Origin of the sequence: Streptomyces sp. NBC_01260 (assembly GCF_036226405.1) — a bacterium.
Classification (GTDB): Bacteria; Actinomycetota; Actinomycetes; order Streptomycetales; family Streptomycetaceae; genus Streptomyces; species Streptomyces laculatispora.
Genome location: NZ_CP108464.1, coordinates 4,026,286 through 4,049,137 on the forward strand (window position 1 = coordinate 4,026,286; position 22,852 = coordinate 4,049,137).

Below are 22,852 nucleotides of genomic sequence, written 5' to 3' on the forward strand. Positions count from 1 at the left end.
GGCCCTCGGCTGGCGGAGCCACTCCGGGGCCGGGGGATGTTCTCCTGGGTGTGGATCGACCACGAGTGGTTCGACGACATCGAGCTGTACCGGCGGCTGACGGAGAAACGGGTGTTCGTCGTCCACGGGCGCCACTTCTTCGTCGACGCCCCCTCCGCGCCGCTGCCGAACGGCCACGTCACACGCTGCTTCCGGATGAGTCCCAGCGCGCCGGAGAAGACCCTCATCGACGAGATCTCGCTGGTCGCGGAGGCTCTGAAGGAGATGCGCGCGGCGGCACGGTGAAGCACCGTCCGTACGGCAGCGCGGTTTGGGAGGACCCACTCGGTGAGCCGCCAGACTCGCTGAGCCACCACGTGTACGGGCCCCCGGCCGCGAGTCCGACCGGGGCTTCGAGTCCCTCCGCCGGGACGGGACCGCCGCGGGTCAGCCCAGTTGGCGAACGGCCTCCGTCGCGATGCGCTCGAAGACGGCTTCGTCCGCGGCGAAGTCGGAGTCGGGGATCGGCCAGTGGACCACGATCTCGGTGAACCCGGTCTCGCGCTGCCGGCCCGCGAAGTCCACGAAGGCGTCCACCGAGTCGAGCATCGTGGAGCGGTCCGGGGTGAACGCGGTGAGCAGGACCTTGTCCAGCTCGGCCACATCCCGCCCGATCGTCCCGCACGCAGCCCCGAGCCTCGCGACCTGGCCGCGCAGCGCCTCGTCCGACTGCTCCGGCGTGCCCTCCTCGTAGAGCTTGGGATCGCCCGTGGTCACCCACGCCTGCCCGTACCGCGCGGCGAGCCTGAGCCCGCGCGGGCCGGTCGCGGCGACGGCGAAGGGCAGCCGGGGCCGCTGCACACAGCCCGGGATGTTCCGCGCCTCGACGGCCGAGTAGAAGTCCCCCTCCTGCGTCACCGCGTCCTCGGTGAGCAGCCGGTCGAGCAGCGGCACGAACTCGCCGAAGCGGTCGGCGCGTTCACGCGGCGTCCACGCCTCCTGCCCCAGCGCCGTCGCGTCGAAGCCGTTCCCGCCCGCGCCGACCCCCAGCGTGATCCGCCCACCGGAGATGTCGTCGAGGGAGATCAGCTCCTTCGCGAGCGTCACCGGATGCCGGAAATTCGGGGAGGTGACGAGGGTTCCCAGGCGCAGGCGGGTGGTCGCCGCCGCGGCGGCGGTGAGGGTGGGCAGAGCACCGAACCAAGGGCCTTCGCGGAAGGTGCGCCAGGAGAGGTGGTCGTACGTGTACGCCGCGTGGAAGCCGAGCTCCTCGGCACGCTGCCACTTCGCCCGGCCTCCCCCGTGCCAGCGGTCGACAGGCAGGATCACGGTGCTCAGGCGCAGACTCATGCCCCGAGCCTACGTCCCGCCGCTCTGTCGTCCGAGGCCACCCGTCCAGCCGCGGTACCGGCGCGGAGCCGGTGGCCCCGGTGGTGGGCGCGGTGGTGGCGCGGAGCCGGTGACCCCGGTGGTGGGCGCGGTGGTGGCGCTCACTTCCTGGCGTCGGTATCCGGGATCCGGGGTACGGGCGGACGCCTCATCCACCGGTTCACGTCTGCGTAGGCCGGGGCCTCCTCCACGAACCCGAAGGTCCCGTGGTCGAGCACCTCACGGGCTGCCCGGACGAATCCGCCCAGCGCCGCCCGGGACAGAGTCGAACCGAGGCTGATCCGGCGCACCCCGCAGGCCGCGAGCGCGGCCACGTCCAACGTCGGCTGCCCGCTCCCCGCGAGGACGTTGACCGGCCGCCCGACCGAGGTGCACACGGCGCGCACGGCCTCGGCCGACGGCAGTCCGGGCGCGTAGAGGACGTCGGCGCCCGCTTCCTCGTAGGCCCGCAGACGACGGATCGTGTCGTCGAGGTCGGGGCGCCCGTAAAGGAAGTTCTCCGCGCGTGCGGTGACGGTGAACGGGAAGGGCAGGCCGCGGGCGGCCTCCACCGCCGCCGCCGGCCTGTCCACCGCCTCCGCGAGCGGACGGACCGGATCGCCCGGCCGTCCCGTCGCGTCCTCGACCGAGCCGCCCACCAGTCCCGCGTCCGCCGCCGCGCGAATGGTCTCGGCGACGCCCTCCGGGGTCCCGGCGAATCCGCTCTCCAGATCGGCGGAGACCGGCAGCGGCGTCGCGGCAACGATCTCGCGGGCGTTCGCGAGCACCATGTCGCGGGCCAGCAGACCGGCGCCGTCCGGCACACCGAGGGTGGCGGCGAGACCGGCGCTGGTCGTCGCGAGCGCCGGGAAGCCGAGCCCGGCCAGAATCAGGGCGGTGCCCGCGTTCCACGGGTTGGGGATCACGAAGGGTTCAGGTCCGTTGTGCAGGTCCCGGAACGCGGCGCCCCTGGAACGCAGTTCGCTCACAGACAGTGGCACTTTGAGTCTCCCCATCAGGTACGCGGATCTCCTCGGCGGGACGTCCCGCCGACGCGCGGCACGGGCGCCGTCACCGACCGATGAAATCAGCACATCGGCCGGCCGGCGGGCAGGTCCGGTAAGCAGCCGTGCCAGCGTCCGGCAGGCAATCCCCGGTCGCGACGCAGGTGAATCCGTCGGCATATGCCAGCGGAATGTTCCCCTGTTCAGAAGCGCGCGTACTCAGATGTGCGCCCCTGCGCACGCCCGTGCACCCCGGTACGCGAGAATGGAGCGGTGACCTCAGCTACCGATTCCCCTCTTCCTGCCGCTCCCCGGCTGATCGCCACCGATCTGGACGGCACCCTCCTGCGGGACGACAAGACCGTCTCGGACCGTACGGTCGCGGCGCTCGCCGCCGCCGAGGAAGCCGGGATCGAGGTCTTCTTCGTCACCGGCCGCCCCGCCCGCTGGATGGATGTCGTCAGCGACCACGTCCACGGCCACGGCCTGGCGATCTGCGCCAACGGCGCCGCCGTCGCCGACCTGCACGACGGCGGCAGACTGCTGAAGGTCCGCGCCCTGGAGCGGGAGACCGCCCTCGGCGTCGTGCACACCCTGCGCGCGGCCGCGCCCGGCACCTCGTTCGCGGTCGAACTGGCCACCGGTATCCACTACGAGCCGGCCTACCCGCCCTTCCACCTCGATCCCGGCGCCACCGTGGCCGTCGCCGAGAAGCTGCTCCACGAGGAGGCACCGGGCACCGGCGCCCCCGTGCTGAAGCTCCTCGCCCACCACGGCGAGCTGGCCCCGGACGACTTCCTCGCCCTGGCCCGGACGGCCGCCGGCGAGCGGGCCTCCTTCACCCGGTCCAGCCCGACCGCCCTCCTGGAGGTCAGCGGACCGGGCGTCTCCAAGGCCAGCACGCTGGAGCTCTGCTGCGCCGAGCGCGGCATCTCCCCCTCCGAGGTCGTCGCGTTCGGCGACATGCCCAACGACGTGGAGATGCTGAGCTGGGCCGGCACCTCGTACGCGATGGGCAACGCCCACCCGGCCGCCCTGGCGGCGGCCACCGGCCGTACGGTCACCAACAACGAGGACGGCGTCGCCGTCGTCATCGAGCGGATCATCGCCGAGCGGATCCTGTCCCGCACGGAGCGCTGAACCGGCGCGACCCACGCGTACGCCGCTGATGCTGCTGATGCCGCGCGGCATTTCGCGCGGCACGGCTCGGGCGGCATGACTCGCACGGTGTCAGAGCGGTGCCTGCCACACCACCGTCGTACCGCCGCCGTCCTCCCCGATGCCGGGCCCGAACCAGCTGGCCCCACCGAGCGACTCCGCCCGGCGGGCCAGGTTCCGCAACCCGCTGCGCCTGCCGCCCGGCGGGATGCCCACACCGTCGTCGGCGACCGTGAGCCGTACCGCGTCCCGCCCGTCGGGAAGCGTGGCGGTCGCGTCCACGACCACGTCGATCCGGGACGCGACGGCGTGCCGGAAGGCGTTGGACAGCGCCTCCCGCAGCGCCGCGATCAGGTTCTTGCCGGTCAGCTCGCCGACCAGGGAGTCGACCGGGCCGAGGAAGCGGTGCGACGGTTTGAAGCCCAGCGGGACCGCCGCCATGTTGATCTCGCGCAGCACCCGGGTGCGCAGCCCGGACGGCGCCTCGGCCGGCTCCTGCTGCAGCGCGAAGATGGCGGTGCGGATCTCCTGGATGGTCACGTCCAGCTCGTCGACCGCCCGGCCGACGCCGGTCTGCACCTCCGGCACGTCCGACCGGCGCTGGGCGCTCTCCAGCATCATCCCGGTGGCGAACAGCCGCTGGATGACCAGGTCGTGCAGGTCCCGGGCGATCCGGTCACGGTCCTCGTAGACCGCGAGCCGTTCCCGGTCCCGCTGCGCCTCGGCCATCATCAGCGCCAGCGCGGCCTGTGAGGCGAACTGGGCGGCGAGGGTCCGCTCCGTCTCCGTGAACGGCCGGCCGCCCCGGGCCCGCGGGGTGACGAGCGCGCCGAGCACCCGGCCCCCACTGTGCAGCGGAAGCAGCATGCTCGGCCCGAACCGGTCCGCCAGCCTGGTGACCATGCGGGGGTCGGTGGCCGAATCGTCCACGAAGACGGCCTCGCCGCCCAGCAGCATCCCCACGATCGGGCTCTGCGCCGGGATGATCACCCCGAGCGCCGCCACCGGTTCCTCCGCGGACACGGCGACGATCTCCAGGCCTCCCTCCTCGGCCGGCAGCAACACGATCCCGGCGTCGGAGGCGGCGAGATGGCGGGCCTGTTCGGCGACGACCGCGAGCGCGTCGTCGGCGTCCCCGCCGGAGAGCAGGGCGGTGGTCACGGCCACCGAGCCGTCGATCCACCGCTCTCGCTGCCGGGCGGCCTCGTACAGCCGGGCATTGCCGATGGCGATGCCCGCCTCGGTGGCCAGCACCCGCACCATGTGCAGGTCGTAGTCGGTGAACTCACCCCCGCCGTCCTTCTCGGCCAGATAGAGATTGCCGAAGATCTCGCCCTGCACCCGGATCGGTACGCCGAGGAAGGTCCGCATCGGCGGATGGCCCGGCGGAAATCCGGCGAACCGCGGGTCGGCCGTCAGATCGGCGAGCCGCACGGGGCGGGGGTCGTGGATCAGGGCGCCGAGCAGACCCCGGTGGCCGTCCGGCCGGTGGCCGATCTCGGTGGCCACCGACTCCGGGACTCCGTAGGTGACGAAGTCCGAGAGCCCCTTGCCCTCCTCGTCCACGACGCCGATGGCCGCGTAGCGGGCGTGGGCCAGCTCGGCCGCCGTCTCGCAGATCCGGTCGAGGGTGGTGTGCAGTTCGAGCCCGGTGCCGACGGAGCGCATGGCTTCCAGCAGCTGCGGCACGCGGGCGGTGAGTTCGGTGGACAGGCCCTGCAGACTGCGGGTCGCCTCCGTCGCGGCTTCGAGCGAGTCCTTCGGGTGCGCCGGATGCGTCGAGTCCTTCGGGTGCTTCGGGTGCTTCGGGCCCTGCTCTGACATACCCAGAGCGTAGTTAGTCCCTTTTATTGGGGAAAGTCGGGAATCGGCGCGGACACCTCGGACCCGCAGGCCTCAGACCCGTGCATCCAGGACCTCGCCCGGCTCCCGTAGGGTCTCGCGCTCGCGCGCCAGCATCCGGCTCAGCGGCCCGTCCACCGCCACGAGTGCCGCGTACGGGCCCCGCTGCACCACCGCGCCCGCTTCCAGGACCACCACCTCGTCGACCGCGTCCAGGCCTTCGAGCCGGTGAGTGATCAGCACCGTCGTACGTCCTCGGGTGGCCGCCAGCAGGTCCGCGGTCAGGGCGTCGGCGGTCGGCAGATCGAGGTGCTCGGCGGGCTCGTCCAGAACGAGCACAGGGAAGTCCGCCAGCAGCGCCCGGGCCAGCGCGAGCCGCTGGCGCTGGCCGCCGGAGAGGCGGGCGCCGTGTTCGCCGACGAGGGTGTCCAGGCCCTCCGGCAGCGCCTCGGCCCAGTCGAGCAGCCGGGCCTGTGCCAGGGCGCCGCGCAGTTCCGCGTCGGTCGCTCCGGTACGGGCCAGCCGCAGGTTCTCCCGGATGGAGCTGTCGAAGATGTGGGCGTCCTGGGCGCACAGCCCGACGAACCGCCGGACCGTGTCCCCGTCCAGTGCGGACGCCTCCACGCCGCCGATCCGGTACGTCCCCGCCCGCGCGTCCAGGAAGCGGAGCAGGACCTGGGCGAGCGTGGTCTTCCCGGAACCCGAAGGCCCCACGACCGCGATGCGCCGACCGGCCTCCAGCGTGAGGTCCACGGAGTCCAGTGCGTCGTGCCGCGCTCCCGCGTACCGGGCCGACAGCCCCCGTACCTCCAGCGGGAAGGGCGATGCGGGCGCCTCGGCCGGGGTGGCGGGTTCGCACACCGGCACCGGGGCGTCCAGTACCTCGTACACCCGCTCCGCGCTCCGCCTGACCCGCTGCCGGTACTGCACGGCGAGCGGCAGACCGGTCACGGCCTCGAAGGCGGCCAGCGGGGTGAGGACGACGACGGCGAGCTGCACGCCGGCCAGCCGTCCGTCGGCCACCGCGGGAAGGGCGACGAGTGCGGCGGCGACCACGGTGAGGCCGCCGATCAGAGCGGTGAGCCCGCCGCCGAGCGCGGTGGCGGTCGCCGCCCGGGAGGCGATCCGGGTGAGGACGCCGTCGGCCTCCCGGGTCTTCGCCGAGCGTCCGGGCAGCGCGCCCGCGACGGTCAGTTCGGCGGTCCCGCCGAGCAGGTCGGTGATCCGGGTCGCCAGATCGGCGCGGGCGGGCGCCAGCCGCCGCTCGGCGTGCCGGGCACAGGCGCCGCTGACGAGCGGCACCCCGACCCCGGCCAGCAGCAGTCCGGAGGCGAGCACGGCGCCCGCCTCCGGCAGCAGCCAGCCGGTGAATCCGGCGGCTGCCGCTCCCACGACGACCGCGGTCCCGGCGGGCAGCAGCCACCGCAGCCAGTAGTCCTGCAGGGCGTCCACATCGGCGACGAGCCGCGAGAGCAGATCCCCGCGCCGGGTCCGGCGCAGACCCGCGGGCGCGATGCGCTCCAGGCCCCGGTAGACGGCGACGCGCAGTTCGGCGAGCATCCTGAGCACCGCGTCGTGCGAGACGAGGCGTTCGGCGTAGCGGAAGACCGCCCGCCCGATACCGAAGGCGCGGGTCGCCGTCACCGCGACCATCAGATAGAGCACCGGGGGCTGTTCGGATGCGCGGGAGATCAGCCAGCCGGAGACGGCCATGAGACCGACCGCCGAGCCGAGCGCGAGGCTGCCCAGCAGCAGCGCGAGCGCGAGCCGGCCGCGCTGTGCCCCGGCGGCCTCCCTGACCCGGGCCAGCACGTGCCCGGTCCGGGCCACGGTGTCCCGCAGCACCTCGGGCTCCCGCCCCGCCCCGTCGCCGGTGAGGTCATCGGGAGCGGCCGCCGGGCGCGGCACCAGGGCGGACACCGGGGGCTCCGTCGAATCGGCCGGTCCGCTCGTCGCACCCGGCTCCAGCCGCACCACCCGGTCGGCGACCGACAGGAGCGCCGGCCGGTGCACCACCAGCAGCACGGTCCGGCCCGCCGCCAGTCTGCGTACCGCCTCGACGATGCCCGCCTCCGTCTCGCCGTCCAGGCTCGCGGTCGGCTCGTCGAGCAGCAGCACCGGCCGGTCGGCGAGAAACGCGCGGGCGAGCGCGAGACGCTGCCGCTGTCCGGCGGAGAGACCCGAGCCGTCCTCGCCGAGGAGGGTGGCGGCGCCGTCCGGCAGCTCCGTCACGAAGTCGTACGCCCCGGCGTCGCGCAGCGCGGCCGTCACCGCGCTGTCGTCCGCCTCCGGCCGGGCCAGCCGTACGTTCTCCGCGATCGTGCCGGCGAAGAGGTGCGGGCGCTGCGGGACCCAGGCGATCCGCTCGCGCCAGCGTTCGGGGGAGAGGTCCGCGAGATCGGTGCCGCCGACCCGCACCCGCCCCTCGTCGGGTGCGGCGAAACCCAGCACCACGTTCAGCAGGGTGGACTTGCCGACGCCGCTCGGGCCGACCAGGGCAACGGTCTCGCACTCGTCCACCACCAGCGAGGCCCCGGCGAGCGAGGGCTCGGTGCGCCCCGCGTGCCGGACGGTCACGCCCTCCAGCTCCAGCCGCAGCGATGTCGGGACCTCCTGCGTACCGCCCGCACGCGGCTCGGTCTCCAGGACCGAGAAGATCTCCTCCGCGGCCGAGAGGCCCTCGGCGGCGGCGTGGTACTGCGCCCCCACCTGCCTGAGCGGCAGATAGGCCTCCGGCGCGAGGATCAGCACCACGAGACCGGTGTAGAGGTCGAGTTCGCCGTGCACCAGCCGCATGCCGATGGTGACGGCGACGAGGGCCACCGAGAGCGTCGCCAGCAGCTCCAGGGCGAAGGACGACAGGAAGGCGATCCGCAGCGTGCGCACGGTCGCCAGCCGGTACTGCGAGGTGATGGTGCGGATGGACTCGGCCTGGGCCTTGGCCCGGCCGAAGACCTTCAGCGTCGGCAGCCCGGCGACCACGTCGAGGAAGTGCCCGGAGAGCCGCGAGAGCAGCCGCCACTGACGGTCCATCCGCGACTGGGTCGCCCAGCCGATCAGAATCATGAAGAGCGGGATGAGCGGCAGGGTGACGACGATGATCGCCGCCGAGATCCAGTCCTCCGTGACGACCCTGGCGAGCACCGCCACCGGGACCACCACCGCGAGCCCCAGCTGCGGCAGATAGCGCGCGAAGTAGTCGTCGAGCGCGTCGATCCCCCGGGTGGCGAGCGTCACCAGCGAGCCGGTGCGCTGCCCGCTCAGCCATTCCGGGCCCAGCGCCGCCGCCCGGTCGAGCAGCCGTCCGCGCAGTTCCGACTTGACGGCCGCGCCGGCCCGGTAGGCGGCCAGCTCGGTGAGCCAGGAGACCAGGGCCCGGCCGAGCGCGACCGCGGCGAGAAGAAGGAGTGGGGTGCGCAGCCCCGACCCGGTGAGCCCGTCCTCGAAACCGCCCACCACCACTTCGGCGACGAGCATGGCCTGGGCGATGACCAGCGCCGCCCCAGCCAGGCCGAGTACCACCACAGCCACCAGGAAGTGGCGGGTGGCACGGGCGTGGCGGAGCAGGCGCGGGTCGATCGGTTTCACGTGAAACACCCCATGGGGTTCGGCTCGGTCAAGGCACTCACTGCGTTCAGTGGGCGTCGGCGATGTGGTGCGTACCGATCCGCTTGCGGAACACCCAGTAGGTCCAGCCCTGGTACAGCAGCACCACGGGAGTGGCGATCCCCGCGCACCAGGTCATGATCTTCAGCGTGTACGGGGTGGACGAGGCATTGGTGACCGTCAGGCTCCAGGCATCGTTCAGCGAGGACGGCATGACGTTCGGGAAGAGCGTCAGGAAGAGCATCGCGACCGCGGCCGTGATGGTCACACCGGAGAGGGCGAAGGACCAGCCCTCTCGCCCCGCCGCGACGGCGCCGATCGCCCCGACCAGGGACACCACAGCGATGATCATCGCGATCAGGCTCCAGCCGTCCCCGTTGTCGGCCTGGGTCCAGATCAGGAATCCCAGTGCCAGCACCGCGGTGACCGCGCCCAGCTTCAGGGCCAGCCCGCGCGCCCTGACCCGGATGTCCCCGACCGTCTTGAGCCCCGCGAACACCGTCCCGTGGAAGGTGAAGAGGGAGAGCGTGACCAGCCCGCCGAGGATCGAGTACGGATTGAGCAGGTCCCAGAAGTTGCCCACGTACTCCATGTCCGCGTCGATCTTCACGCCGCGCACGATGTTCCCGAAGGCCACGCCCCAGAGCAGGGCCGGGATCAGCGAGGTCCAGAAGATCAGGTTCTCCCAGTTGGTCTGCCACTTCTCCTCGGGCCGCTTCGCCCGGTACTCGAAGGCGACACCGCGCACGATCAGGCAGAGCAGGATGATCAGCAGCGGCAGGTAGAAGCCGGAGAACAGCGTGGCGTACCACTCGGGGAACGCGGCGAAGGTAGCTCCGCCGGCGCTGAGCAGCCAGACCTCGTTGCCGTCCCAGACGGGCCCGATCGTATTGATCAGGACCCGCCGTTCCTTGCGGTCCCGGGCCAGCAGCTTGGTGAGCACACCGATCCCGAAGTCGAATCCCTCCAGGAAGAAGTAGCCGATCCAGAGGACGGCGATGAGCACGAACCAGACGTCGTGGAGTTCCATCTCTCGGCTCCTGTGCTCTCAGTAGGAGAAGGCCATGGGCCGGTCGGCGTCGTCATGGTCGCCGCCGATCCTGGTGGGCGGGTTGAGGTCGTCGTCCGTGAGCTCCGGGGGCCCGGCCTTGATGTACTTCACGAGCAGCTTGACCTCGACCACGGCAAGCACCGCGTAGAGCAGTGTGAAGAGGATCATCGAGGTGAGCACCTCGCCCTGCGAGACGCCGGGGGAGACCGCGTCGCGGGTCTGGAGCACGCCGTAGACGACCCAGGGCTGGCGGCCCATCTCGGTGAAGATCCAGCCCCAGGAGTTGGCGATCAGCGGGAAGAGCAGGGTCCACAGGGCGACGATCCAGTAGCACCTGGCGAGCTTCGGGCTCAGCGCCTTGTTCTTGAACAGGACCAGGTGCGGTACTTCGTCCTCACCGGTCCGCATCCCCGGTGGCAGCATGAACTTCTTCCGGGTCAGCCACAGTCCCAGGATTCCGAGGGCGAAGGACGCCATCCCGAAGCCGATCATCCACCGGAAGCTCCAGAAGGCGACCGGGATGTTGGGCCGGTAGTCGCCGGGCCCGAACCTCTCCTGCTCGGCCTTGTTGATGTCGTTGATGCCGGGGACGTACGAGTTGAAGTTGTCGTCGGCGAGGAAGGACAGTATTCCGGGGATCGAGATCTCGACGGAGTTGTGCCCCTTGCTGACATCTCCGTACGCGAAGATCGAGAAGGGCGCGGAGTTCTGCCCGTCCCACAGCGCTTCGGCCGCAGCCATCTTCATCGGCTGCTGCTTGAACATCACCTTGCCGAGCTGGTCACCGCTGACGGCCGTGAGCAGACCGGCGGCCACCACGGTCACCAGCCCCAGCCGCAGCGAGGTCCGCATCACCGGGATGTGCTTCTTGCGGGCCAGGTGGAAGGCGGCGATGCCGACCATGAACGCCCCGCCGACCAGGAAGGCCGCCGTGATGGTGTGGAAGAACTGGGCGAGCGCGGTGTTCTGGGTGAGCACGTGCCAGAAGTCGGTGAGCTCCGCGCGCCCGCGATCCTTGTTGATGCGGTAGCCGACCGGGTGCTGCATCCAGGAGTTGGCCGCCAGGATGAAGTACGCGGAGAGGATGGTGCCGAGCGAGACCATCCAGATGCAGGCCAGGTGGATCTTCTTCGGCAGCTTGTCCCAGCCGAAGATCCACAGGCCGATGAAGGTGGACTCGAAGAAGAACGCGATCAGCGCCTCGAACGCGAGCGGGGCACCGAAGATGTCTCCGACGAACCGCGAGTAGTCCGACCAGTTCATGCCGAACTGGAACTCCTGGACGATGCCGGTGACGACGCCCATGGCGATGTTGATCAGGAAGAGCTTTCCCCAGAACTTGGTGGCCCTGAGGTACTTCTCGTTGTTCGTCCGCACCCAGGCGGTCTGCAGGCCTGCGGTGAGCGCGGCGAGCGAGATCGTCAGGGGAACGAAGAGGAAGTGGTAGACGGTGGTCGTTCCGAACTGCCATCGCGCCAGGGTCTCCGGCGCCAGAGCTAGCTCCACGTCGTCTTCTCCTTACGTCGCCGTAGTTGCACCGGCATTTTGTCCTTTGAATCCGACTGAACAGGGGAGAAAGCAGGACACGCTTGTGAACGCGTTCACATTCACAAGCAATTATGGCGCACCCTCGTATCGAACTCTCGGCCGGGGTACCCCTCCGAGGACGTACTGATCATTTCCCCCGAAGCAGACATCGCTCCGGCCCGAGGTCGAGGCACGCAGAAGGCCCCGCACCTCGCGATCGAGGTACAGGGCCTTCCTTCATACGGACGCGTGCGAATACGTACGGCTACGACCGCCAGACAGGTAGGGCCACGGCCGCCGGACGCGTCCGGCGGTGTCCGCTACAGCACCTTGCGGTACGACTCCGTCACCTTCAGGAACAGGTCGTTCGCCTCGTCCTCGCCGATCGTGACCCGCACGCCCTCGCCCGCGAACGGCCGGACCACCACTCCGGCCTTATCGCAGACCGCGGCGAAGTCGGCGGTACGGTCCCCCAGCCGCAGCCAGACGAAGTTCGCCTGGGACTCCGGAACCGTCCACCCCTGTCGCGCCAGCGTCTCCTGCACCCGCTGGCGCTCGCACACCAACGAGCCCACCCGGCCCAGGAGTTCGTCCTCGGCACGCAGGGACGCCACCGCCGCGTCCTGCGCGAGCTGGCTGACGCCGAACGGCACCGCGGTCTTGCGCAGCGCGGCCGCCACCGGCTCGTGGGCCACGGCGAAGCCGACCCGCAGCCCGGCCAGACCGTAGGCCTTGGAGAACGTCCGCAGCACCGCCACATTGGGCCGGTCCCGGTAGATCTCGATGCCGTCCGGCACATCGGCGTCGCGGATGAACTCCTTGTACGCCTCGTCCAGCACCACGAGCACATCGCCCGGCACCCGGTCCAGGAACCGCTCCAGCTCGGCCCTGCGCACCACGGTGCCGGTGGGGTTGTTCGGATTGCAGACGAAGATCATCCGGGTCCGGTCGGTGATCGCGTCCGCCATCGCGTCCAGGTCGTGCACCTCACCGTCGGTCAGCGGCACCTTCACCGACGTCGCGCCGCTGACCTGCGTGATGATCGGGTACGCCTCGAAGGAGCGCCAGGCGTAGATGACCTCGTCGCCCGGCCCCGAGGTGGCCTGCAGCAGCTGCTGCGCCACACCGACCGAGCCGGTGCCGGTGGCCAGGTGCGAGACCGGCACGCCGAAGCGGTCGGACAGCTCGTTCATCAGGCCGGTGCAGGCCATGTCCGGGTAGCGGTTGAAGTGCGCGGCCGCGGCCATCGCGGACTCCATCACCCCCGGCAGCGGCGGATACGGATTCTCGTTGGAGGACAGCTTGAACGCGACCGGTCCGTCCGCCGCGGCCGGCTTGCCCGGCACATAGGCGGGAACGCCGTCCAGCTCGGCGCGCAGCTTGGGGCTCGTCTGGCTCACCGCAGGTCCTCCTCGACCGTCTGTACACATCAATACTGCTCACCTTATGAGGATTGAGCGCCCCTGCGAATGGCGGGACGGCGGATTCGTCCGGTGGGCCCCGGAATGAGGGGGAGCGCTCCTCTCCCTGGCGCGCGCCGGTGGCTCACTCCGTGGCGCGCGTCCCTCGAAGAGGTGAGTTGAGACCTCTTCGAGACATCGCCCGTTCGGCAGGCCCATCCGGTCCGACACCCGACACATGATGGTCTCGCCCGATAACGCCCTTGATTCACAAGGCCATTGGTCGCTGATGACCATGCAGAAACGTGCCTGTCAACGAGTGCATATGCGATCGGACCAACTGCCCGTACGAGCCCTACTATCGGCTCGCCATGACAGCAGCAGGGAAGCACCAGGTGAGCCGGACGGAGACCCCCCGGCGCGGCGGCAGGCGGGGACGAGCAGGAATCCGGGACGTGGCCGCCGCCGCCGGAGTCTCCATCACGACCGTCTCCGACGCGCTCAACGGCAAGGGCAGGCTCCCGGACGCCACCCGTCGCCATGTCCGCGAGGTCGCTGAGCGCTTGGGCTACCGCCCTTCCGCCGCGGCCCGAACCCTCCGTACCGGCAAGTCCGGCCTGATCGGCCTGACCGTGACGACCTACGGGGATGAACCCTTCACCTTCACCGAATTCGCGTACTTCGCCGAGATGGCCAGAGCGGCCACCTCCGCCGCACTGGCCCGCGGCTACGCCCTCGTCATCCTGCCCGCCACCTCACGCCACGACGTCTGGTCGAATGTCGCCCTCGACGGCACCGTCGTCATCGACCCCTCCGACCAGGACCCGGTCGTCACCGAACTCGTCCGCCAGGGGCTGCCCGTCGTCTCCGACGGCCGGCCGGCCGGGACCCTCCCGGTCACCGCCTGGGTCGACAACGACCACCGGGCAGCCGTGCTCGATCTCCTCGACCACCTCGCCGCCGCCGGGGCCCGCCGCATCGGGCTGCTCACCGGAACCACCACCGACACGTACACCCGGCTGTCCACCACCGCGTACCTCCACTGGTGCGAGCGGGTGGGCCAGGATCCGGTGTACGAGTCCTACCCCGCCCACGACCCGTGCGCGGGTGCGGTGGCCGCCGACCGGCTGCTGGCCCGTCCGGACCGCCCTGACGCCGTCTACGGGCTCTTCGACCCCAACGGCACCGATCTGCTCGCGGCGGCCCGCCGGTACGGCCTGCGCGTCCCTGAGGACCTGCTGCTGGTCTGCTGCAGCGAATCCACCGTCTACGCGACGACCGAGCCGCCCATCACCACGCTCTCGCTCAAACCGCGCAGAATCGGCACGGCGGTCGTACAACTGCTCATCGACGCCATCGAGGGCGTCGACCAGGACGGCCCGGTGGAGCAGGTGATACCGACGGAGCTCATCGTCCGGGCCTCCTCGCAACGACGTCCGCCCCGCACCACGGTCAGCGCGCCGCGCTCTCCGGCAGGGGATTGATCAGACCAATCGGGATCAATCGACCGGAGAACCCGGCGTGCGTTCGGATTCACCACCCCTGGTGCGTCACAGAGCACGATTCGCATTCCTATGATGGGCGGACGACACCGCGGACCACCCCGACCAGCAGGGCCCGTCAGGTGTACGGCGGCGCAACGGTGGTGGAGGGGTCGATGACACAGGGGGCCGGTCAGGAACCCGCGGTGCGGGCGGCGACGTTGCGCGACTTCCGCGTACCGCCCTATGCGCAGTCCCCGGCGCCGCCTGCGGCTCCGCACCCGGGGAACGCCTTCCCGGAAGGTGAGGTGCCGGAGGGGTACACCCCCACCGAGCGCGACCTTCCGGTGATCACCCGCGAGGACACCGTCCGGGTGCGGGCCGTGCCCGAACCGCGGCCCGCGCAGGATCCGGAGCTCGGCCCCCTGTACGTGGTCGGCGACGTCCACGGCTATCTGGACGAGCTCCACGCCGCCCTCGCCGAACAGGGTCTGATCGACGGCGAGGGCAACTGGTCCGCGGGCAACGCGCGGCTCTGGTTCCTCGGCGACTTCACCGACCGCGGACCCGACGGCATCGGCGTCATCGACCTCGTGATGCGGCTGTCCGCCGAGGCCGCGGCCGCGGGTGGCTACTGCAAGGCGCTGATGGGCAACCACGAACTGCTGCTCCTGGGCGCCAAGCGGTTCGGCGACACTCCGGTGAACTCCGGCGCCGGCACCGCCACCTTCCAGGCCGCCTGGCTGCTCAACGGCGGCCAGAAGACCGATATGGAACGGCTCCAGGACGTCCACCTCCAGTGGATGTCCCGGCTCGACGCGGTCGTCGAGGAGGACGGGCATCTGCTGATGCACTCGGACACGACGGCGTACCTCGACTACGGCACCACCATCGAGGACGTCAACGACACGGTGCACGCCATTCTGACGCGGAACGACGCCGATGAGTGCTGGGACCTCTTCCGCAAGCTCACCAAGCGCTTCGCCTTCCGCGACGATTCGGGTCCGCAGGCCGTCCAGGAGCTGATGGCGGCCTACGGCGGCCGACGCGTCGTCCATGGCCACAGCCCCATTCCGTATCTGCTCGGCGAGGTCGGCTCCGAGGACGGCGAGGACAGTGCCGACCCGCGGGTGGACGGCCCCCATGTGTACGCGGACGGGCTCGCCATCGCCATGGACGGCGGAGTGACCATGGCCGGAAAGCTACTGGTCGTCCAACTCCCGCTGCATGACTGACGGTCTTCGGGGAAGACGCATCAACGACTCGACCGTGCCGATCACTGGGCCTATTTCCGGAAACCCCCTGTCACCCTGTGCCGTGGGCGCTCTACCATCGGCGTACCAGTAGCAGGCTCTCCTCCGTTTCCGCCCAACCGCCCGGTCATATCGGGCATACAGGCCCTACGGAGCATCGGGGGATGCACATGAACAGCGCTCCGCACCTGCTGACCGAGGACCGCCCCGAGTACGAGCGGATCCTCGACGACGCGCTGCGTCACGCCCATGAACGACCGGATCTGGCCGCAGTCGGCGAACGGCTCAACCCGGTGCAGCTGCGCACCATGGCGATGGCCGCCACCGCCCTGATCACCGCCACGGCCGCCACCGAGTACGAGCACTACGTGAAGGCCCGCGAGGACCTGCGCGCCACGCCCGCCGGTCCCGACCAGGAAGCGGGCCGGGGAACCGGCGCCGACGACCCCAACCAGTCGGGCGCCGGCATAGGAGCCGTCGTCACCGTGCTGGCCCCGGTGCTGGCAGGCACGGCCGCGGTGATATTCCTGCTGGTCGGCTACATCCTGAAGATGCTCAGCCCGCCACCGTCCTTCGCGGGGACCATGGTCGGCGCGGGCTGGGTCTTCGCGGCGCTCACCGCGGCCGCCATCCTGATCGCCGCCGTCGGCCTCCTCATCGCCGCCCTGCGCAACGGCTCCACGTCCCTGGCCGCCGAGGATCCCGGCGAGGAACTGCCGGAGGACGTGGCGCGCGCCCGGGAGGCCTGGCGGCACGCACTGCTGGAGCGGGGCATCCTGCCGTTCCTGCGGGACGCGCTCGCCGACCCCGGCGCCGCCCCCGCCGCCCGCACCCCGTATCCCTCGGCCAACCGCATCCCGAAGATCGGCTACAGCAGGCCGGACTTCTCCAGCCCGGACGACGGCCCGGCGGCCGCGCCCCGGCCGACCTTCACCAGTCCGGACTTCACCAGCCCCGACTTCGGCGGGCCGGAACACGAAATGGACTGACCGGGTCCACGTTCCCGACAAGCCCGTCTCCGGGTCCGAGGGAACGCGCGGCGCGTCGTACCGGCCGGCGGGGCCCGCCGGTACGACGCGCCCTGCCTCAGTCCGCGATCGGCAGATAGACCCGGTTGCCCGCGGCCGCGAACTCCCTGGACTTCTCCGCCATGCCCGCCTCGATCTCCGACTGCGAACCGCCGTGCTCACGCCGGATGTCGTGCGAGATCTTCATCGAGCAGAACTTCGGACCGCACATCGAGCAGAAGTGCGCCGTCTTCGCCGGCTCGGCCGGCAGCGTCTCGTCGTGGAACTCCCGTGCCGTGTCCGGGTCGAGCGCCAGATTGAACTGGTCCTCCCAGCGGAACTCGAACCGGGCGTCCGACAGCGCGTCGTCCCACTCCTGCGCCCCCGGGTGCCCCTTGGCGAGGTCCGCGGCATGGGCCGCGATCCGGTAGGTGATGACCCCGGTCTTCACATCGTCCCGGTTGGGCAGCCCGAGGTGCTCCTTGGGCGTCACGTAACAGAGCATCGCCGTCCCCCACCAGGCGATCATCGCGGCGCCGATACCCGAGGTGATGTGGTCGTACGCCGGAGCGACGTCGGTGGTCAGCGGGCCGAGCGTGTAGAACGGCGCCTCCTCGCAGATCTCCTGCTGGAGGTCGATGTTCTCCTTGATCTTGTGCATCGGGACGTGTCCCGGTCCCTCGATCATGGTCTGGACGCCGAACCGCTTCGCGACCGTGTTCAGTTCGCCGAGCGTGCGCAGTTCGGCGAACTGCGCCTCGTCGTTGGCGTCCGCGATCGATCCGGGGCGCAGCCCGTCGCCCAGCGAGTACGTCACGTCGTACGAGGCGAGAATCTCACAGAGCTCCTCGAAGTGCTCGTACAGGAACGACTCCTTGTGGTGCGCGAGGCACCACGCGGCCATGATCGAGCCGCCCCGGGAGACGATGCCGGTCTTGCGGCGGGCCGTCAGCGGCACGTACGGCAGGCGTACGCCGGCGTGGACCGTCATGTAGTCGACGCCCTGCTCAGCCTGTTCGATGACGGTGTCCTTGTAGATCTCCCAGGTCAGCTCCTCCGCCCTGCCGTCGACCTTTTCGAGGGCCTGGTAGAGGGGGACGGTGCCGATCGGCACCGGGGAGTTGCGCAGAACCCACTCACGGGTGGTGTGAATGTTGCGGCCGGTGGAAAGGTCCATGACCGTGTCGGCGCCCCACTTGGTCGCCCAGGTCATCTTGTCCACCTCCTCCTCGATGGAGGACGTCACCGCGGAGTTGCCGATGTTGGCGTTCACCTTCACCAGGAACCGCTTGCCGATGATCATCGGCTCGATCTCCGGGTGGTTGACGTTGGCCGGCAGCACGGCCCGGCCCGCGGCGATCTCCTCGCGCACCACCTCGGGCGCGACGTTCTCCCGGATCGCCACGTACTCCATCTCCGGGGTGATCTCGCCCCGGCGGGCGTACCCGAGCTGGGTCACCGGGCGCCCGTCCCGGCTGCGCCGCGGCTGGCGCGGACGGCCGGGGAAGACCGCGTCCAGATTGCGCAGTCCCCCGCGCGGTGAGGTGTGCTTGAGCCCGTCGTCCTCGGGCCGCGCGGCCCGGCCGGCGTACTCCTCGGTGTCGCCCCGGGCGATGATCCAGTTCTCCCGCAGAGGTGCGAGTCCGCGGCGGACATCGGTGTCGATGGCGGGATCGGTGTACGGCCCCGACGTGTCGTACAGCGTCACGTCCTTGCCGTTGGTGAGGTGCACCTGCCGGACCGGCACCCGGAGGTCCGGGCGCGAGCCCTGGACGTACCCCTTGTGCCAGCCGATGGACTTCCCGGCCTCGTCGCTCTGATTGGAGGCAGGCGTGCGTGCGTCCGCTGTGGTCATGAGACCTACTCCCTACGCCGGCATTACCCGGTAACAGGTTCGGCGGTCGGCGCAGCTTGTCCCGTACGGACGTACGGAGATCAGCGCCCTCTCAGCCCGGTGCTCCGAGCTCCCGCGTGTGCAAAGGTGCCGCCACGCTAACGCCCCCGCGGGTGTGCTGGCCAGAGGGCCCTGCTCTTCTTGCGATGATCGGCCGGTGACGTCCCCCCATATCGTTCCCGAGCAGGCGAGCCATCAGCACACCCACTCGCACGGCCCGGCCGCGCCCGTTTCCACGCACCTGCGCAAGGTGATCGCCGCCGTGCTGATCCCGTTCGCGGCCGCGGTCGTCGTCGGTCTCGTGGTGCTCTGGCCCGGTGGTGCGCCGGCGCACGAGCGCACCGGTGTCGGTTTCGACCGGCAGACTCAGCAGGCGAAGGTGGTGAACATCGACAAGGTCGACTGCAAGGACCTGAACGCGGCCCAGATGCCCACCAGCGGCGAGACCACGCCGCCGACGGGGGACCCGGCCACCGGTGGCGACGGGGCCCGACTCTGCGAGAAGGCCACGGTCGAGGTCACGAGTGGCAAGGACGAGGGGCGCACGTTCATCGAGGTGGTCCAGCCCGACGCACCACGGCAACTGCGCCAGGGGCAGGCAGTGGTGGTCTCGTACGCCCCCGACGCGCCCCATGACCTCCAGTACTCCGTGACGGATGTGAACCGGAAGTTCCCGATGACACTGCTGGCCGGGATCTTCGCCGTGGCGGTGGTCGTCGTGGGCAGGCTGCGCGGGGTCATGGCGCTGGTGGCGCTCGCCCTGTCGTTCGCCGTGCTGACCCTGTTCATCCTCCCGGCCATCCTGCAGGGCTCGAATCCGCTGCTCGTGGCGGTCGTCGGGGCCGGCGCCATCATGTTGATCGCCCTCTACATCTGCCACGGGCTGACCGCCCGCACCTCGGTCGCCGTCATCGGCACCCTGATCTCACTGCTGCTGATCGGGCTGCTCGGCTCGCTCTTCATCGGCTGGGCGAGTCTGAGCGGGAACACCGACGACAGCACCGGCCTCATCCACGGCCTGTATCCGCACATCGACATGAGCGGTCTGCTCCTGGCCGGCGTCATCATCGGTTCGCTGGGCGTGCTCGACGATGTGACGGTCACCCAGACGTCGGCGGTCTGGGAACTGCACCAGGCGGACCCGACGATGAATACCAAGCAGCTCTACCGGGCAGGGATCAGGATCGGACGGGACCACATCGCCTCGGTGGTCAACACCCTGGTGCTCGCCTATGCGGGCGCCGCGCTTCCGCTGCTGCTGCTGTTCTCCATCGCCCAGAGCAGCATGGGGACGGTAGCCAACAGCGAGCTGGTGGCGGAGGAGATCGTGCGAACACTGGTCGGCTCGATCGGGCTGGTCGCCTCGGTGCCGGTGACCACCGCGCTCGCGGCACTGGTCGTCTCCGCGGACCGTACGGGGCTCGGCGCGGAAGCCTGGGCTTCGGCACCCGTACGGACTGGCAGAGGACGCCGCCGACGGGCGAGGTCCTGAACGGTTGGGCACAGAGAGTGATTCACCCGTTCGGCAGGTGTGGTGTTCGACCGGCACCCGGGGCCTGAGGCACGGTTCCCGTCAGCCGGCGTTCTGCTCCTCGGCCAGAATTCGCCCCAATGCCTCTTCCAGATTGCCCTCGAAGTCACCCAGCGTGCACTCCTGCCCGAGTGGGACGAGCTTGTCCGTCCGGTCGAGAAACGCCACAAGTGGTGCCGTACCTGCCCTGAAGAGAGCGCGGTCCGCCCCCACCTGGAGCCGGATGTGGACGTCGCACAGCCCTTCGGGCTCAGTCGGCCCGATGTGTACGTCGCCGTCGCCACTGGGGCTGTTGAGGCCGTCGAGCAGCAGCTCACGGCCGAAAGCCCAGGTGACGGGGGCGTCGCCGGGCAGATGGAAGGTCATCCGGATCGCGTACGGATCGCACACTTCGTACCGGAGCTCCACCGGGATACGGAAAGAGAGCTCCTCGGAGACGAGGAAGCTCATCATGACCTCAGCTTGAACCGACTCGCGCATCGTTCAACCCCGCAGTAGATGAATCTGGCCAGGAATGATCCCCCATGGCCCTATTGACGCCATCGTGGTGCACGCGATAGCAGATCACAAGGAGTGATTTTTCAGATACTGATAGAGAACACGAACGAACGCAAGAGGCTGGCCACTTCGCCACGTAGTCGTTCGACTGCGGGGAGCAACCGTTCTTCCTGGTCGAGAGGTATCGAAATGGCCATCGCCGCAGCCGTGAATCCGGCCGCGATCGGGATGGCCGCGCAGACCGTCCCGAGGGCGTACTCCTGTCGCTCGATGACAGGTTCCATTCGCTCCAGCGACCGCAGCCGTTCAAGGAACGCCGGCCGGTCGCGTACGGAGTAGCGGGTCAGCGGACGCACCGGATGCCGGTCCAGGTGGTCCTCGCGAGCCCTCTCGTCGAGCTGGCTCAGCAGGCACTGGCCGATCGCGTGGGCGTGCCCGGTCTCCTGGAAGGCGGCCCACTCGTCCACCGCGGGCGCTGCCGGGGTGTCGGCGACCGCGACCAGTTCGATCTCACCGTCGCGGTAGACGGCGCAGTACACCGGGGCTCCGATGATGTCCCGCCAGCGGCCCAGTGACTGGGTCATCCGGCTACGCCGGTTATGCAGAGCGCCGTCGTCCACCAGCCGCTCGGCGGCGGCACCGACGAGGAAGACACCGTTCTCCCGGCGCAGATACCCCTCATGGGTGAGGGTGCGCAGCAGGTGGTAGGCGGTGGGCAGCGGGAGCCCCGCCTCCCGTGCGAGCTGTTTGGCCGGCGCCCCGTCGCGATGGGCGCCCACGGCCTCCAGCAGCCTCAGCGCCCGCTGTACCGATCCGATCAACGTCGGCACAGCGGTACTCGATGCCGTGGTCAACGGTCACCCCCACGCATGGTGACGGGCGGTCAGCCCGCCTGTGGAGGCCGCCCCCACATGTCTGCCGCAGGCCTGGATCCGGAGGCCGGATGCCGTGCCCACCACTGGTCAGGTGGTGACTGACGGTGTTCTCCCAGGTGGCGGCAGCGGACTTCCACTGTATCGGCAGCTCCCGAAGGGGTGGCTGTTTCGTCTTCCGCTTAGCTCAGCTGGGCTAACCGTCCGGCCTCCTCGCGCGGCTACCAGTCGCCGCGCGAGGAGGAGGACGACATGAACTTCCGCACGAGGAAAACGATCCCGCCGACCAGGACCACGAAGATCAGGACCTTGAAGAGCAGCCAGACGACGAAGCCGACCACGCTGGCGATCAGGCCGCCGAACACGACGATCGCGATGACGGGCACCGCGATCCACTTCACCCACCAGGGCATTCCCGCGAATATCTCCCGCACGGCCATCGTCCTACCTCGTCTCTGTGAGTTCCTGCTTCGATGCTAGAGGTGCGGAGGTGGTCGGCGGGGGCCTCGCAGCCCTTGAACTCCCCTGATCGAACCCTGAGGGATCCCCGAGAGACGGCTCCGCCTCCCGGTCCCCTCAGCCCTCGGGCGGCGAGAAGACCACCATCACCCTCAGGTCCTCGGTGATGTGGTGGAACTTGTGGGCCGTGCCGGCAGGGACATACACGACACTTCCTCTGCCCACCTGCGTGGTTTCCATGCCCACGGTGATCGACGCGCGCCCGCTGACGACCAGGTAGACCTCGTCCTGCTTGTGCGGCTGCTGCGGGTCGAGCTCACCGGCGTCCAGCGCGTACAGGCCGACAGACATGTTCCGTTCGCGTACGAACTGCAGATACGCGCCGTCGTTGGCGGCCCGTTCCGCTTCCAGCTCGTCCAGTCTGAATGCCTTCATGGCCTGTCCGTCCCTTGCCTCTGCCCAGCCGGTGTCCGCCACCGATCGTGTCTGCCACGATCAGACACATGAAGAATTTCGTAGTCAAGACGATCGCCAACGCGGGTGCGCTGGCAGTGGCCATCTGGCTGCTCCAGGACATCACGCTGACCGGCGGCAGCACCGGCCGCAAGATACTCACCCTGATCGTGGTCGCTCTGATCTTCGGCCTGGTCAATTTCTGTGTGAAGCCGGTCCTGAAGCTGCTCACACTGCCCCTCTTCATCCTCACGCTGGGGCTGTTCACCCTGGTGGTGAACGCACTGATGCTGATGCTGACCTCCTGGCTGGCCGACCAGTTCAATCTGAGCTTCCACGTCCACGGCTTCTGGACCGCCGTCCTCGGCGGACTGATCATCTCGATCGTTTCCTGGGCGCTGAACGTCGTCCTGCCCGACGAGGACTGACCCGCGTACACCTGGAACAGTGCAGGCAGAACCGGTGACGG

General features: G+C 70.0%; 19 protein-coding genes. 7 read left to right on the plus strand and 12 right to left on the minus strand.

Going from position 1 to position 22,852, the window contains the following annotated elements; translation table 11 throughout:
* The first annotated feature begins 36 nt into the window (after nucleotides 1–36).
* A complete protein-coding gene (locus tag OG322_RS17900; RefSeq protein ID WP_123460490.1) occupies nucleotides 37–285 on the plus strand; it encodes a hypothetical protein in 249 nt (82 codons plus the stop codon).
* 141 nt (nucleotides 286–426) lie between these two features.
* Here the strand turns inward: OG322_RS17900 and OG322_RS17905 are convergent, their stop codons facing one another.
* Both OG322_RS17905 and OG322_RS17910 read right to left on the minus strand, forming a co-directional pair.
* Nucleotides 427–1,329, minus strand: a complete 903-nt coding sequence (locus tag OG322_RS17905) for an LLM class flavin-dependent oxidoreductase (protein WP_266411491.1) — start codon at nucleotides 1,327–1,329, stop codon at nucleotides 427–429.
* Between the two features lie 140 nt (nucleotides 1,330–1,469).
* A complete protein-coding gene (locus tag OG322_RS17910) occupies nucleotides 1,470–2,348 on the minus strand; it encodes an isocitrate lyase/PEP mutase family protein (protein WP_329306671.1) in 879 nt (292 codons plus the stop codon).
* Nucleotides 2,349–2,624: 276 nt separating this feature from the next.
* Here OG322_RS17910 and OG322_RS17915 point away from each other — a divergent pair, with 276 nt between their 5' ends.
* Complete coding sequence (locus OG322_RS17915; RefSeq protein WP_123460485.1) at nucleotides 2,625–3,491, plus strand: HAD hydrolase family protein; 867 nt, start codon at nucleotides 2,625–2,627, stop codon at nucleotides 3,489–3,491.
* A 90-nt stretch (nucleotides 3,492–3,581) separates the two neighbouring features.
* On the opposite strand, the gene OG322_RS17920 is transcribed toward OG322_RS17915, so the two are convergent.
* From OG322_RS17920 to hisC, 5 genes are all read right to left on the minus strand, one after another.
* On the minus strand, nucleotides 3,582–5,333 hold the full coding sequence (locus OG322_RS17920) for a GAF domain-containing sensor histidine kinase (protein ID WP_123460484.1): 1,752 nt from the start codon (nucleotides 5,331–5,333) through the stop codon (nucleotides 3,582–3,584).
* Between the two features lie 72 nt (nucleotides 5,334–5,405).
* Nucleotides 5,406–8,939, minus strand: coding sequence for a thiol reductant ABC exporter subunit CydD (gene cydD, locus OG322_RS17925; RefSeq protein WP_329306672.1), 3,534 nt, complete (start codon nucleotides 8,937–8,939; stop codon nucleotides 5,406–5,408).
* Between the two features lie 46 nt (nucleotides 8,940–8,985).
* Nucleotides 8,986–9,987: a cytochrome d ubiquinol oxidase subunit II gene (gene cydB, locus OG322_RS17930; RefSeq protein WP_123460483.1), complete on the minus strand. Its 1,002-nt coding sequence runs from the start codon at nucleotides 9,985–9,987 to the stop codon at nucleotides 8,986–8,988.
* An 18-nt stretch (nucleotides 9,988–10,005) separates the two neighbouring features.
* Nucleotides 10,006–11,514, minus strand: a complete 1,509-nt coding sequence (locus tag OG322_RS17935; RefSeq protein WP_329306673.1) for a cytochrome ubiquinol oxidase subunit I — start codon at nucleotides 11,512–11,514, stop codon at nucleotides 10,006–10,008.
* 341 nt (nucleotides 11,515–11,855) lie between these two features.
* Nucleotides 11,856–12,935, minus strand: coding sequence for a histidinol-phosphate transaminase (hisC, locus tag OG322_RS17940; RefSeq protein ID WP_124284534.1), 1,080 nt, complete (start codon nucleotides 12,933–12,935; stop codon nucleotides 11,856–11,858).
* A 371-nt stretch (nucleotides 12,936–13,306) separates the two neighbouring features.
* Here hisC and OG322_RS17945 point away from each other — a divergent pair, with 371 nt between their 5' ends.
* From OG322_RS17945 to OG322_RS17955, 3 genes are all read left to right on the plus strand, one after another.
* Nucleotides 13,307–14,419 (plus strand): LacI family DNA-binding transcriptional regulator, encoded by a 1,113-nt coding sequence (locus OG322_RS17945; RefSeq protein ID WP_329306674.1) that lies wholly within the window; start codon nucleotides 13,307–13,309, stop codon nucleotides 14,417–14,419.
* A 173-nt stretch (nucleotides 14,420–14,592) separates the two neighbouring features.
* Nucleotides 14,593–15,651 (plus strand): metallophosphoesterase, encoded by a 1,059-nt coding sequence (locus OG322_RS17950; RefSeq protein WP_123460480.1) that lies wholly within the window; start codon nucleotides 14,593–14,595, stop codon nucleotides 15,649–15,651.
* A 182-nt stretch (nucleotides 15,652–15,833) separates the two neighbouring features.
* Entirely contained in the window at nucleotides 15,834–16,658 is an 825-nt protein-coding gene (locus OG322_RS17955; protein ID WP_123460479.1) for a hypothetical protein, read from the plus strand.
* A 97-nt stretch (nucleotides 16,659–16,755) separates the two neighbouring features.
* Here OG322_RS17955 and thiC read toward each other — a convergent pair whose 3' ends face one another.
* The gene (gene thiC / locus OG322_RS17960; protein ID WP_123460478.1) at nucleotides 16,756–18,531 is read right to left on the minus strand and encodes a phosphomethylpyrimidine synthase ThiC; all 1,776 of its coding nucleotides are present in this window, start codon (nucleotides 18,529–18,531) and stop codon (nucleotides 16,756–16,758) included.
* 196 nt (nucleotides 18,532–18,727) lie between these two features.
* On the opposite strand from thiC, the gene OG322_RS17965 reads away from it, so the two are divergent.
* Nucleotides 18,728–20,062 (plus strand): YibE/F family protein, encoded by a 1,335-nt coding sequence (locus OG322_RS17965; RefSeq protein ID WP_329306675.1) that lies wholly within the window; start codon nucleotides 18,728–18,730, stop codon nucleotides 20,060–20,062.
* Between the two features lie 81 nt (nucleotides 20,063–20,143).
* On the opposite strand, the gene OG322_RS17970 is transcribed toward OG322_RS17965, so the two are convergent.
* The 4 genes from OG322_RS17970 to OG322_RS17985 form a co-directional block, all read right to left on the minus strand.
* Nucleotides 20,144–20,581 (minus strand): SsgA family sporulation/cell division regulator, encoded by a 438-nt coding sequence (locus OG322_RS17970; RefSeq protein ID WP_024489558.1) that lies wholly within the window; start codon nucleotides 20,579–20,581, stop codon nucleotides 20,144–20,146.
* Nucleotides 20,582–20,682: 101 nt separating this feature from the next.
* On the minus strand, nucleotides 20,683–21,453 hold the full coding sequence (locus tag OG322_RS17975; RefSeq protein ID WP_185095333.1) for an IclR family transcriptional regulator: 771 nt from the start codon (nucleotides 21,451–21,453) through the stop codon (nucleotides 20,683–20,685).
* 239 nt (nucleotides 21,454–21,692) lie between these two features.
* Nucleotides 21,693–21,905, minus strand: coding sequence for a DUF5326 family protein (locus OG322_RS17980; RefSeq protein ID WP_024489556.1), 213 nt, complete (start codon nucleotides 21,903–21,905; stop codon nucleotides 21,693–21,695).
* A 142-nt stretch (nucleotides 21,906–22,047) separates the two neighbouring features.
* The gene (locus OG322_RS17985) at nucleotides 22,048–22,365 is read right to left on the minus strand and encodes a cupin domain-containing protein (RefSeq protein WP_123460477.1); all 318 of its coding nucleotides are present in this window, start codon (nucleotides 22,363–22,365) and stop codon (nucleotides 22,048–22,050) included.
* A 68-nt stretch (nucleotides 22,366–22,433) separates the two neighbouring features.
* On the opposite strand from OG322_RS17985, the gene OG322_RS17990 reads away from it, so the two are divergent.
* Entirely contained in the window at nucleotides 22,434–22,811 is a 378-nt protein-coding gene (locus OG322_RS17990) for a phage holin family protein (protein ID WP_123460476.1), read from the plus strand.
* Nucleotides 22,812–22,852: the final 41 nt, after the last annotated feature.

What these genes read in the sequence shown, in the direction of transcription:
- OG322_RS17900 (WP_123460490.1), top strand. Translation starts at nt 37, where the DNA reads ATGTTCTCCTGGGTGTGGATCGACCACGAGTGGTTCGACGACATCGAG.
- OG322_RS17905 (WP_266411491.1), bottom strand. Translation starts at nt 1,329, where the DNA reads ATGAGTCTGCGCCTGAGCACCGTGATCCTGCCTGTCGACCGCTGGCAC.
- OG322_RS17920 (WP_123460484.1), bottom strand. Translation starts at nt 5,333, where the DNA reads ATGTCAGAGCAGGGCCCGAAGCACCCGAAGCACCCGAAGGACTCGACG.
- cydB (WP_123460483.1), bottom strand. Translation starts at nt 9,987, where the DNA reads ATGGAACTCCACGACGTCTGGTTCGTGCTCATCGCCGTCCTCTGGATC.
- OG322_RS17945 (WP_329306674.1), top strand. Translation starts at nt 13,307, where the DNA reads ATGACAGCAGCAGGGAAGCACCAGGTGAGCCGGACGGAGACCCCCCGG.
- OG322_RS17950 (WP_123460480.1), top strand. Translation starts at nt 14,593, where the DNA reads ATGACACAGGGGGCCGGTCAGGAACCCGCGGTGCGGGCGGCGACGTTG.
- OG322_RS17955 (WP_123460479.1), top strand. Translation starts at nt 15,834, where the DNA reads ATGCACATGAACAGCGCTCCGCACCTGCTGACCGAGGACCGCCCCGAG.
- thiC (WP_123460478.1), bottom strand. Translation starts at nt 18,531, where the DNA reads ATGACCACAGCGGACGCACGCACGCCTGCCTCCAATCAGAGCGACGAG.
- OG322_RS17970 (WP_024489558.1), bottom strand. Translation starts at nt 20,581, where the DNA reads ATGCGCGAGTCGGTTCAAGCTGAGGTCATGATGAGCTTCCTCGTCTCC.
- OG322_RS17985 (WP_123460477.1), bottom strand. Translation starts at nt 22,365, where the DNA reads ATGAAGGCATTCAGACTGGACGAGCTGGAAGCGGAACGGGCCGCCAAC.
- OG322_RS17990 (WP_123460476.1), top strand. Translation starts at nt 22,434, where the DNA reads ATGAAGAATTTCGTAGTCAAGACGATCGCCAACGCGGGTGCGCTGGCA.